Source organism: Mannheimia indoligenes, from assembly GCF_036880405.1.
GTDB classification, from domain to species: domain Bacteria; phylum Pseudomonadota; class Gammaproteobacteria; order Enterobacterales; family Pasteurellaceae; genus Mannheimia; species Mannheimia indoligenes.
This window is the reverse complement of record NZ_JBAJJM010000012.1, coordinates 1-12,269: the sequence shown is the minus strand read 5'-3', so window position 1 is coordinate 12,269 and position 12,269 is coordinate 1. Positions and strand designations below refer to the sequence as shown.

General features: G+C 33.1%; 13 protein-coding genes. 4 read left to right on the top strand and 9 right to left on the bottom strand.

What is annotated here, in order from left to right; translation table 11 throughout:
• Positions 1-41 precede the first annotated feature (41 nt).
• The 9 genes from tnaA to V6W77_RS08685 form a co-directional block, all read right to left on the bottom strand.
• On the bottom strand, positions 42-1,460 hold the full coding sequence (tnaA, locus tag V6W77_RS08720; protein WP_025235037.1) for a tryptophanase: 1,419 nt from the start codon (positions 1,458-1,460) through the stop codon (positions 42-44).
• An 82-nt stretch (positions 1,461-1,542) separates the two neighbouring features.
• Positions 1,543-1,626 carry a tryptophanase leader peptide gene (gene tnaC / locus V6W77_RS11035; RefSeq protein WP_428981785.1) on the bottom strand — a complete coding sequence of 28 codons (84 nt, stop codon included), beginning with the start codon at positions 1,624-1,626 and terminating at the stop codon, positions 1,543-1,545.
• A gap of 216 nt (positions 1,627-1,842) precedes the next feature.
• The gene (locus tag V6W77_RS08715) at positions 1,843-2,121 is read right to left on the bottom strand and encodes a hypothetical protein (RefSeq protein ID WP_235068755.1); all 279 of its coding nucleotides are present in this window, start codon (positions 2,119-2,121) and stop codon (positions 1,843-1,845) included.
• A gap of 4 nt (positions 2,122-2,125) precedes the next feature.
• Positions 2,126-2,533: a phage holin family protein gene (locus tag V6W77_RS08710; protein WP_178218963.1), complete on the bottom strand. Its 408-nt coding sequence runs from the start codon at positions 2,531-2,533 to the stop codon at positions 2,126-2,128.
• 90 nt (positions 2,534-2,623) lie between these two features.
• On the bottom strand, positions 2,624-2,935 hold the full coding sequence (locus V6W77_RS08705) for an ElaB/YgaM/YqjD family protein (RefSeq protein ID WP_283386594.1): 312 nt from the start codon (positions 2,933-2,935) through the stop codon (positions 2,624-2,626).
• Between the two features lie 189 nt (positions 2,936-3,124).
• The gene (locus V6W77_RS08700; RefSeq protein ID WP_025235033.1) at positions 3,125-3,772 is read right to left on the bottom strand and encodes an ABC transporter ATP-binding protein; all 648 of its coding nucleotides are present in this window, start codon (positions 3,770-3,772) and stop codon (positions 3,125-3,127) included.
• The gene (locus V6W77_RS08695; RefSeq protein WP_283386595.1) at positions 3,769-4,566 is read right to left on the bottom strand and encodes an ABC transporter permease; all 798 of its coding nucleotides are present in this window, start codon (positions 4,564-4,566) and stop codon (positions 3,769-3,771) included. The genes V6W77_RS08700 and V6W77_RS08695 overlap by 4 nt, the downstream gene beginning before the upstream one ends.
• Entirely contained in the window at positions 4,566-5,669 is a 1,104-nt protein-coding gene (locus V6W77_RS08690; protein WP_025235031.1) for a capsule biosynthesis protein, read from the bottom strand. Before V6W77_RS08690 ends, V6W77_RS08695 begins: the two co-directional genes overlap by 1 nt.
• Positions 5,670-5,741: 72 nt before the next feature.
• Positions 5,742-6,917, bottom strand: a complete 1,176-nt coding sequence (locus V6W77_RS08685; protein ID WP_334232612.1) for a polysaccharide biosynthesis/export family protein — start codon at positions 6,915-6,917, stop codon at positions 5,742-5,744.
• 305 nt (positions 6,918-7,222) lie between these two features.
• Here V6W77_RS08685 and V6W77_RS08680 point away from each other — a divergent pair, with 305 nt between their 5' ends.
• The 4 genes from V6W77_RS08680 to V6W77_RS08665 all read left to right on the top strand — a co-directional run bounded on the left by V6W77_RS08680 (position 7,223) and on the right by V6W77_RS08665 (position 12,250).
• Positions 7,223-8,428 carry an alpha-2,8-polysialyltransferase family protein gene (locus V6W77_RS08680; RefSeq protein ID WP_334254415.1) on the top strand — a complete coding sequence of 402 codons (1,206 nt, stop codon included), beginning with the start codon at positions 7,223-7,225 and terminating at the stop codon, positions 8,426-8,428.
• 7 nt (positions 8,429-8,435) lie between these two features.
• Positions 8,436-9,602 (top strand): DUF6716 putative glycosyltransferase, encoded by a 1,167-nt coding sequence (locus tag V6W77_RS08675; protein WP_334232608.1) that lies wholly within the window; start codon positions 8,436-8,438, stop codon positions 9,600-9,602.
• A 74-nt stretch (positions 9,603-9,676) separates the two neighbouring features.
• Positions 9,677-10,534 (top strand): hypothetical protein, encoded by an 858-nt coding sequence (locus tag V6W77_RS08670; protein WP_334254414.1) that lies wholly within the window; start codon positions 9,677-9,679, stop codon positions 10,532-10,534.
• 45 nt (positions 10,535-10,579) lie between these two features.
• Entirely contained in the window at positions 10,580-12,250 is a 1,671-nt protein-coding gene (locus V6W77_RS08665; protein ID WP_334254413.1) for an RNA-binding domain-containing protein, read from the top strand.
• Positions 12,251-12,269 lie beyond the last annotated feature (19 nt).

Sequence of the window (12,269 nt, the reverse complement as noted above, 5' to 3'; positions counted from 1 at the left end):
TTTGGCTACCCCTTCCTTAGCAGGGGTAGCTATTCGTGTAGTTATTCCACTTCTTTTAATAACGCGGTGAAATGTCTTAACACTTTCGGTTCATAGGTAAAAGTCAGCCCTTTGATATTTGCAGCATTTTCTTTCACTTTTTGGAACGCTTCAATAATAAAATCCATATGAGTTTGGGTATAAGTTGCACGCGGAATCGTTAAACGTAGTAACTCCGCAGGGCAAGGCAGTTGTTTGCCTGTTTTCGGGTCGCGTCCAAGCAGGAACGAGCCGATTTCCACCGCACGAATACCTGCTACTTTATACAATTCACAAGCAAGAGCTTGTGCCGGGAACTGCTCTGGTGGGATATGTGGCAATAGTTTGCCTGCATCCACGAACGCCGCGTGCCCGCCAGCTTGTTGGCAAACCACACCGATCGCTTCCAAACCATCCACTAAATATTGCACTTGATTGATGCGATATGCTAACCAATCTTGACGCATACCATCACGCAGCCCGACAGCTAAACGCTCCATAGCACCGCCTTCTAAACCGCCGTAGGTTGGGAAACCTTCCTGCACTACACAAAGCGTGCGGCATTCAGTATAAACGTCGAACCATTTATCATCTTTAAAGCAGAGCAAACCGCCCATCTGTACCATCGCATCTTTTTTCGCCGACATCGCCAACATATCAGCATATTTATAGCTTTCAAAGGTAATCTGCTCAATCGTCCAATCTTTGTAGGCTTCTTCACGCTGCTGAATAAAGTAGGCATTTTCGGCAAAGCGGGCAGAATCCATCACTACAGGGATATCATATTTCTGGGCAATCGCATACATACCTTTCATATTTTCAATTGAAACAGGCTGACCACCCGCAGAGTTACAAGTGATGGTACAAACAATATACGGTACGTTTTTCGGTTCAGCTTCTAAAATCGTTTTTTCAAGCTGTTCTAAGTCAAAATTACCTTTGAAATCGCTACGCACGCCGGTATCAAATGCCTCTTTGGTATAAGTATTTTTCACCGTACAACCGTTGATTTGACTATGCCCTTGCGTGGTATCAAAGAAATAGTTGGAGATCACCACCATTTTGCTACGATCTAAGCCCTTTTCCTGCTCACGCTTTTTGATCAACACAGGAATATAGATCTGCTCCGCACCTCGCCCTTGGTGGGTTGGAATGGTATATTGATAGCCAAAAATCTCTTTCACAGCATTCGCCAACGCATAGTAGCTACGACTACCACTATAAGCTTCATCACCACGTAGCATTGCAGCTTGCATATCTTGAGTAATTGCCCCCGTACCACTGTCGGTCAGCAAATCAATAAAAACATCATCGCTGTCTAATAAAAATGGATTCATTCCGGCTTTTAAAATCGCTTGATCACGATATTCACGTGTAGTGCGTTTAACAGGTTCAATAACACGAATACGGAACGGTTCAGGTAAATGTTTAAAATTTTGCATAAAAAATCCCTTACTAACCTTAGTTAGCAAAAATAAAAATAGAAAGATTGATTAAAAATAAAAGAAGAACCAATTGGTTGAATTAGCAGGAGATTAAGGGAAAGAAAAAGGAGAGCTTATGATCGAGATTAAACCATCGACTTAATACACTTTTGAGAAATTTCATAATATGTCCCTCCATAATATGTTTCTCAAGGGTTGGTAGAAAATAGTGATAGATAATGGTTGGATAAGTATATAGAAAGTAAAGCTTTTATCATCTCCTAAATATCAAAAATGTGATCTAATTCACAACATTTACACCAGAAATAAAATTAATGCGAATAAAAACAAGCGGTCAATTTTGCAAAAAAAGTTGTAAAATTGACCGCTTGTATCTTGATTATCGTCTATTTTGCTTCTGCTTCAATAAAAACAGAGCAATTAATCCCAATGCGGAATAACCAACTCCTTTAGTTTTCAGGAATTTCTTCAACATAAACTCTAATACTGCCGTTGTTGCAACAGGAGACGAAATAAGCGATAAGCCCGTATTTCTCGCTTGTTTAAAGGGTTGAACAATATCATTTTTAGTTTTTTTGGTTTCCGCTTTAAAACGCATTCTCAGGGCATTGCCTTTCATTATCAACAATTCTTTCTCGGTTAGTTTTAAATCTTCCATTTTATTACTCCCCATTATTATCCCTAAAAGTATCTTTAAAAGTTAATGCACTTTTAAATGCGGCAATATCTAATTTCAGTTCATCTAATGTGCTTTGCATAAAACTGGTTTGTTTTTTCAATGAAGCTATAATTCCCCAAACAAAAAGTAAAACTAACACTAAACTTATGCCTGAAATAGCAAAAAATGCTACTACTTTATATTCTGGTAATAAATAATTATCTAAAGCAAATAATAAACTAATAAATGAAAATAATAAAAATATAAAGACTAATAATGCTAAAACCAAAACAGAAATTAATTGATTTTTTTGTTCATTAATTTCCAACCTTGCCATTTCACCACGAACTTGAATTATTTCCAATAAAGTAACAAGACTATTTCTAAATCCGGATTTAATATTATCTAACATATCACATTCCTTGTATTAAACAATAAGCCACACCAAAAGGCGTGGCTTAATTATCTAATTAAAACATTTTAATTAATTTAAAGAAAATTATTATCTTCTTGCAACTAAAACACCTAATAATAATCCAACCACACCGGCAACAGTAATTGCTTTATATGGATTATCGTGCACTAAGGTATCTGTTTGTTTTGCAACGTTTTTAGCACTCTCAACAGTATCGTCTTTTAATGTAGCGAAACGATATTTAACATCATCAAACTGTTCAGATAATCTGTGTTTTAATTTTTTATATTCTTCTGTAGATGAATCTGATGTTTCGTTAAATAATTCTTCTGCATTTTTTAAGATTTCACGAATTTCATTCGTTAATTCTTCACGTTTTGCATCTAAACTCTTAGCCATAATTACTCTCCTTAATATTTAGTGAATATGACATAAAACATAATTCATTTATGCTTCACTATTTAAAATACAGACCCTATACACCGATGTCAATCTTTATTTTTAAACTTTATTTAATTTATTTTTAAAATTAAATAAACCACAAGCGGTCATAATTTGCGATTTTTTACAAAATATGACCGCTTGTTGTTATTTTCTGTTATAGAAATTATAGGCATTGTCAATAGTATCAAAGGTATGCATAATCCCCTCTTCTAAAACCATTGCTGAATCACAATATTCTTTGATAGAGGCAGGGCTATGGGAGACTAAAATGAGTGAGCGATCCTTGCGTTTTTCAAATAGTTCGTGCTTACATTTTGCTGCAAATCGAGAATCCCCTACCGCAATAACCTCATCAATCAAGTAGCAATCAAATTCAATTGAAAGTGATAAAGCAAAAGCAAGTCTTGCTTTCATACCGGATGAGTAGCTTTTTACCGGCTCATATAAGTATTCGCCTAGTTCAGAAAATTCTTCCGTAAAGGATTTTACATAATCAAAATCTGCACCATAAATTCTACTTACAAACCGTAGATTATCCATTCCGGTTAAACTTCCTTGAAATGCACCACTAAATGCCAAGGGCCAAGAGATAGACATTTGACGATCTATTTCACCTGTTGTTGGTGGTTCTACACCACTCATTAAGCGAATTAGTGTTGATTTCCCTGCCCCATTTCTACCTAAAATACCGACTTTTTCGCCTTTTTTCAGCTCAAAATTGATATCTTTTAATACAGTTTTCCAACCACTATTTGTTCGATATCGCTTACTTACATTTTTAACACTAATCATCTAGGTTCGATTCCTTTACGAAAACTTCTTACTAAAAGTAAACCAATGAAGATAAGAATTAGATCACTTACAATAATATAACTTATACTTTCATAAGTTATTACTATTTCTCCAAAATAACCGTGTCTAAACATTTCCGTACCGTGAATCATCGGAAATAAAAGAGCAATTTCTTGAGCTTTAGGAGGTAAATTATGGACAAAAAAGAATGCACCTGAAAGAGGTAATAATATGAAACTTATTGTCCCCCAAATTTTACCAAAAGGCTCTATATAATGAGCTAAAGCACAAATAATTAATCCTAATCCTAATGCAAAAAACGCCATTAATACCCAAGCACAAAGCATATAAAATATATCGTGTGGTATATCAATCCAACCTATGGCTATAAATATTGCTACCAATATTATTTGAGCAATAGATGCTCCGGCTACTTCAAGTAAAACACGCGTGAATATCGTATCTAAAACTTTCACATTTCTATGATAAAGTAAACTTAAATTAGCCGATATTGCACCTTTAGCTCTATTAGAGGCATTTCGCCACATCATAGCAATGGGGTAGCCCGTTATCATAAAAGCAATAATATTAAGCGTTGAAAACTTATCTGCTTTTATATATTTCCAAGCGACAGCAATCAATAATGTTAATAATAAGGGCTCGACAAAAAGCCACAAAAAACCAATATTTTTACGTCCATAGCGAGTGATTAGCTCCCTCATTAAGAGGGCGTGAATCACTCTTTTTTGAATAACGCAAGAACGTTTAAACGTTGTATTATCACCATATCGCATTAGTTTTTATGCTCTTTGATACTTGCAACCAACAAACTTAATACCCCAAATAGAATTAAGCCGATAAAGAAAGTCGCAATAATATTATAAATTCGGTAGGGTTCTAATGCCCAGTCCGGCTTGCTTGGTTTACCAATCACCTCTAAATAAAGTTGCTGACGATCAGCTTCACCACGCGTATTTTGTAATGAGGTCATTGCTGCAGAAAGTTGTTGCTGAGCAAGCTCATTTGCTAATACTAAACGTTGATATTCTGCTGTTTGAGTTGCAACAGAAGTGCTTCCACCGGAAAGTTGTTTTGATTGTTCATCAATTTCTTTTCTCAAACTCTTTTGTCTTGTTTGTAGTGCTGCAACTTGAGGATTCTCCGGTGTAATAGATTGTAGTTGTGCTAACTGAGTTTCAACGCGGATTAATTCGCTTTTTAAAGTTGAAATTAACGAAAGTTGAACCCCTGACTGAGCAGGTAAATCATAAATTTTATTTTTTGTACGGTACTGGCTTAATGCTAGGGCTGTATCACTCACATTTTTTTCAGCATCTTGAACTGACTGTTCCGCAAACTCAACAGTATCCTTTCTAGCCCGCTCATTTAAACGATTAATTAAATCCTCACCTTGTCTGAGAAGATTTTCATTAATTTGTTGCCCTTCTTCAGCATTAAAGGCTCGAACGCGTAAAGTAGCAATGCCAGAAATTGCATCAACATCAATATTAAGACGCTCTCTAAAATAACGATAAAATGCTTCTTGTGAATCATTTAAACCCAAACCATTAAAACGGCTTAAAATATCACCTTGTGTGCTATAAAAGCTTTTTACAGGTAATTCCGTTTCAAGTTGCTCCAACGCAGTACGCGAACGCATATATTCTTGTACAGAATAAGTATCATCTTGTGAACGAGAAAAGCCGGAGTTTTGTAATATCGCTCCCACACCGGTTAAGCTAGATTGATTACGAGGAGAACGTACAACAAAACTTGATTCTGAAACATAAATATCAGAAGCAAATAACGTGTAATAGATACTCGCACAAGCTGTTGGAATAATTACTGTTAGCCAAAGTAATGGATTGGCTAAAAAACTTTTTTTCTTTTTCGACATAATGTCCTCAATAAATAGCTTACAAGCGGTTATTTTTTTAGATTTTTTTGCAAATATATTTTTAATCAATAATTAAAAAGTTCTGATCGTATTCGCTGTACCTGTAATTGGCGATGTAATCGAGAAAATCATTCTCAAGAATTTTTGGAATTCAGACAGCGGTGCATTTGATACATAAACGATATCTTTATCCTGAACAGGAAAACGCTGTAATAAAAACATCGATTGTGGCTCAAGTAGATTTACTTGATAAACCGTTGGTACATCCATTCCTTCTGTATAACCTTTTTCACGCCATAAAGACTGATCGTTATAATCTAATTGTGTAAATGGAATATGACGGAATACAAAAACACCTCGGGGGTCTGAACGCTCATCAATTAAACCGCCCATTTTACCGATAGCCTCGGCTAAAGTGATTCCTTTACTTGAAAAACGCACCTGCTGATTATTACCCACTGCCCCTAATCCGGTAAAACTATAAGGCGTGTTCATTAAAGCTACAACATCACCGGAACGCAACACAATATTTTGCGATGGATCTGCAATTAATGTTTCAAATGCCATAGAACGCACTTTATTTCCACGTGTTAAACGAACAGTTACATCTTCAATATTTTCACTTGTACCGCCTACTGCTGCAACTGCATCTAAAATACGTTCATTATTCGCACTTAACGGCATACGGATACTATTACCTTGACGAACCACCGTTACATCAGATGATAAATTACTCGCAATGCGTACTAAAGCTTGAGGTTGATTCGCTTTACGACTTAATGCCCCAACAATTTGGCTTTGAACAGCTTCCGGTGTTTTACCTGCCACTTTCATATTACCAATAAATGGCACTGTTATCGTCCCATTCTTATTAACCATTTGCGGAGGAAGTTGGGTTAAATGCCCGCTTCCTTGCCCCTCAGTACTAAATGTTCCACCGAATAAAACCGCAGGCGGAGCTTCCCAAATAGAAATTTCCAATACATCACCTACATTGACTGTACCGGCATAACCACCGCCACCCATTGAGCCATCAAAACCCGAAAAACGTTGGGCTTGTTGGGCTTGGTATAAATTCTGTGCAGTAATATTATCTAGTTTGATTAGATTAACTTCGGGTAGGTTTGCTTCAGATGTTCTCTCATTTGCCTCTAACACCTTACTATAACTAGGACCTGAGGTGGGTAGGCTAGAGCAGGCTGATAGAAGGCTAAGAGTGATTAGATTAAGCAAAGATATTTTTTTCATTAGATACCTCATTACATTTAGTATTAGTATACCACTAATGTAGAGAGTGGCGTATTTTTTAGGAGAATTTAAAGTTAAATTTAAAAGGTAAAAAATTGATTTCTATCAGAAATACTTTTTATTTTCATAATAAAAACAATAGCCTACTCTTTTTTGTTTGCTTTTTAAACAACTCGTATGATATTATTTTTAAGCTAAAATTTCTAGCTAAATATTGTAAAGTAGAGAGTTTCTTTACTTTAAGAATATAGCTTATTAAAATACGTACAGTAACTGATATTTTAAAATAATAAAGTGGAACTAAGATGAAAAAAAAGCTTAAAAAAACTATAAAATTTTACTCTCATCCTATTAGATTTTTCAAAGATTCGTGGTTGTTTAAACATCAGCATTTAGAAGAACAGCATAAAACAAAAAATTTATTTGTTATCTCCCACTTAGGTCAGTTAGCACAGGTAGAAGCCTTAATTAAAAAAGAAGCTTTCTTGAATTGTGTTCTTGTTATTCTTTATACACGTAAAAACCGAAAAATGCCTGAGTTAACTCGTAAAAATGCAAATAAACTTTTGTTTAGAAGAGTTCTATTACTAGAAATCCCAACATATCCAAACAAAATCTATATAAAAAATCTAATGCAAATGAATAATTCCTATCAACGAATGATCGATGAAATTAAACCTCATAGATTGTTTGTGTTTAGTTTTGAAAAACATTATGGAATGTTATTGGCTTATGCAGAAAAGAAAAAAATAGAAGTTAATTTAATAGAAGAAGGCACTGCAACTTATAAGTATGATTCAATAGAAGAGGCTAATGAAAAAATTAAGAATTCATTTAGTTTTAAAGAAAAACTAAAAGCCAGATTGATTCTTACTCTTCCATTATTATCAGATTTACGACCTTCTTTATCTGTATATAATCGTTTTAATACAATTTATAGTGTAGATTCTAAAGCATTAGAAAAAGTATTTTTTGCTAAAAACTACAAGTATTTTTTTCTATATGAGAATATAGAAACTGATGTTTTGGTTAAGTCAATTCAACAAAAATATAAAATTACGAGTCAAGATATTATTTTTCTTAATCAACGATACCCGTTTCCCGTCAATATATATGCCGATATATTGATTGATATACTAAAATCACATAAGCCTTCTGGTAGTAAAGTTTTTCTAAAGCTTCATCCAAAAGACACTGAAGAGCTAAAAGCCGCATTAAAAAATGCGATAAATGAAGAACACTTGATTCCTCAATTTGTACTTATAGAAGAAAGTGGTTTTCTTGTAGAGAATTTGATTCATTTTACTAAACCAAAACAGGTTATTGCTTTAACCTCAACGGGCTTAGTTTATGCACCTAAAACTTCACAAGAGACAGAGGCAATAAGTATTTATCCCCTATTAAGACAGAAAATGTTGGAAAAAATACCTTATTCAGATAGTGTATTTAAAGAATCAGATGAACATTTCCATATTTTACAGAAGTTTTCTGGTATTCATTTTTTAGAATAGGAAATAAATGAGCTATAAAATATTAGTAGTTGCGACCTATGATTCTTTTTTAAAAGTAGGAATTAATCTTGCACAACGGCTCAATCATAGTATGATTGAAATTGCAATACAATATGTAAAAAAGAATCAACTCTCTGTTCGTCAATTAGTTGAAAGTGGAGCAAATAACTACCGTGTCTTTGATTATCAAACACTGAATAATTCAGATTTTTCAGAATATGATATAGTTATTGTAGCATTAGGAAATATTGCTTCACAGAAACTAATTACACGTTTGTATTCCTTAAAAAATAGACCTCTGATTATTACTTGTTTCTCAGGTGTTATTTTTGGCAATGCTGAAAGTATATCAGCTCGTATTAATGCAGATATTCTGCTGGTAAATAATGAGTTTGACAGAGATATTGCTCAATCTATTGCATCTGAATATGGTTTAAAAACCACTATATTAAATTACGGACTAATTAATCTTGATTTAAATTTTCAACGCAACGAGGGAAGTGGTAAAAATATTTTTTTTATTGATCAGGTAAAAATTCCAGAACTAAAAACTGAACGAGAGTATGTATTAGAAAAACTACTAAATTTAGCCAGAAATAACCCGGATTATCGTATTTTCTTAAAAACTCGTTTATATGGGAGTGAAATAACTGTTCATAAAGAGCAATATCCATACGCTCATTTACTAAAAAATAAAAAGAATATACCATCAAATTTTAACTTATTTAACGACTCCATTGAAGTTGCTTTGAAGGAAATGGATGCTTGTATATCTTTTTCTTCAACTTCTGCCTTAGAAGCAATTTATTATGGTATTTCTACTTATATTATTAAAGATTTAGGCATTAGAGAAAGTTTTTATAACCATCCTTTTTTGCAAAGTGGTTTGCTGACCTATTTTAACGAATTAGATAATTTAAATGATTTATCAAAAATCCCACAGAAGGATTGGTTTGATAAACAACTAAGTTTTAGTCTGAATAGAGATTATATATTAAATAATATTATTGACGAGCTGGTTTATGAACCAAGATTAATATTACCTTTAAATTATAAAGTGCAAGAAAAACATAAAAGAGGAGTTTATCCTAAATTTAGGAAATTACTTCGATCACCAAAGCTATTTTTCTTAGACTCTGCAATTATAAAAAAATTAAAGAATAAAAAACGATAGATACATATCTAGCAATTTGTTTTATACTCTATAGAGCAAATTTTAATTATAATGAATTATTTTTAGGAGGATGAATGAACCTTAAAGAACTTAATGAACTTAGCGAAGGCTGCTACGAGTTTGCATTTTTTGATGATTGCTCTGAGAATTTAATAATTACATTTTCACCTACTTCATCGTTTTTTCTATATAACAGAGAAATGAATGCTAAGAAACTTTGTATTATTAGTACTCAACCTAATTACTATCTTCTCAACCCCGGAAGTACTTGTAAGCTAATCGCAAAGTTTCTTCAAAATATAAAAGTAAAAAATATTATTTTGTTAGGAAGTAGTAAGGCTGGTTTTGCATCTATTCTTTGGGCAGATTTATTGAAGAGAGTGCTAAATAACAGAAATATTAATATTTTTTCGCTGGCTTTTAGCCCTCAAACTCAACTTTACCCATTTAATGAAAACTTAGGATTCCCATCTTATCAGAAATTTTACCTGGGTTTAGAACGTAATCCTGCAATGAAAAAATGTGCAGAAAAATATGGAAATCTGGCTGATTTCTTAAAAGATAGCACACTGGAAGGCTTGATTATATATCCAAGTGATCATAAAACAGACCGTGAAGAAGCATTGAAATTATCTAGTAATAATATTACTTTACATTCAATTCCAAGCCCAATACATGGTACAATTTTTCCTTTTATGTCAGATGTAACTAAAAAAGCAAATGCAGAAAAATTAGTTAATAAACTGTATCAAAACGCAGAAAAGGATCCGGACTTAAAAAGCACTCTACCGGAAGAACAAAATATATTGCTTTCTATTATAATGAAGATAGAGGCTCCATCTTTAGAAGATTTATGTAATAGTTTATTCTTATATATGAGTAACAAAAAGGAATATTTAATTTTAAATAGATTTGGCTTAGGAACAGCCTAACTTAGACAAGTTAAATATTACTCTTTTCTCTTATTATTTATTATTATGTCTGAATATGAACTAAAACAACTTTTAAATAATTTTATTTCCACTTGGGAAAATGAAATTATTGAATTTAAGCAAGCTGATAACACATATAGCACCGACAGTATAGGTGAATATTTTTCAGCATTATCAAATGAAGCAAGGCTGAATAATAGAAACTCTGCTTGGTTAGTCTTTGGCGTAAATAATAAAACTAAAAAGGTGGTTGGTACAAATTATCGTTCAGATAATAATGAGAACCTTAACCTCAATAAGTTGAAACTTCAGATTCAGAAGAATACTGATCCTGCAATGACTTTCCGACATATTTATGAAATCAATGACTATGATGGAAAAAGAGTTGTTTTATTCGAGATACCGGCAACACCTTTGGGAATGCCTCTAGCTTGGAAAGGGCATTTCTATAGTCGTTCAGGTGAGAGCTTAGTTCCTCTAACGATGAATAAATTAGATCAACTTCGTATAGTAGAAGATTGGTCTGCTCAGATTATCCCTAATGCAACTTTAGAAGATTTAGATGCAAAAGCTATTAAAGTTGCAAAGAGTGCATTTATTGAAAAATATGCAAACCGATTTTCTGCTGATGAAGTAGAGAATTGGGATATTTCAACTTTTTTAGATAAAGCTAAACTAACCCAAGATGGTAAAATTACTCGAACAACAATGCTTCTACTTGGGAAAAGCGAATCTTCATTTTTACTTTCTCCTCACCCAGCTCAAATGACTTGGAAATTAGAAACAAAAGATGAAAGAGCTTACGAGCATTTTTCAATTCCTTTTTTATTAACTACAACAGAGCTGTACAGAAAAATTCGCAATTTTCAGATTCGTTTATTGGAGAATGACTCTTTAATGGCAAGAGAAATCTCTAAATATGATCAGAAAATCGTTTTAGAGGCTCTACATAATTGCATAGCTCACCAAGATTATTTATTAAATGCTCGTATCATTGTTACTGAAAAATCAGATAAACTTATTTTTGAAAATATAGGATCCTTTTCTGAAGGGAAACCGGAAGACTATATAAATGGCTCTAAAACTCCGAAACAATATCGCAATACATTTCTTGCACAAGCAATGGTGCAATTAAATATGATTGATACTATGGGATATGGTATTTACGAAATGCATCGGAAACAAGCTCAACGATATCTACCTTTGCCTGATTACAACCTTGAACAAAGCAATACTGTAATACTCACGTTATATGGTGATATTATGAATGAGGCTTATACTAGCCAACTTATTAATAATTCGAATATTTCATTTACAGATATTTGTGCTTTGGATAGGGTGCAAAAAAATCTACCAATAACAAAGGAGTCTGCAACACAGTTAAGAAAACAAGGGTTTATTGAGGGGCGTAAGCCTAACTATAGAGTTTCATCAGTAGTACAAAGATCTTATCCTCTAGAAGATAAAGTAAAATATATACATACTAAAACACAAGATGATGATTTTTATACTAAATTAATTGTGGAATATTTAACCCAATTCAGCACTGCAGATCGTTCAACTATCAATCATTTATTAGAAAGCAAGTTAAGTAATGAATTAGATATTCTGCAAAAAGATAAGAAAATAGCAAATTTATTAACAAAATTACGCCGAAATAATATTATCAAGAATATAGGCACTACAAAAAAATCGCTTTGGGTTCTTGTTCAATAAAGAATTTGCAGAAATACTG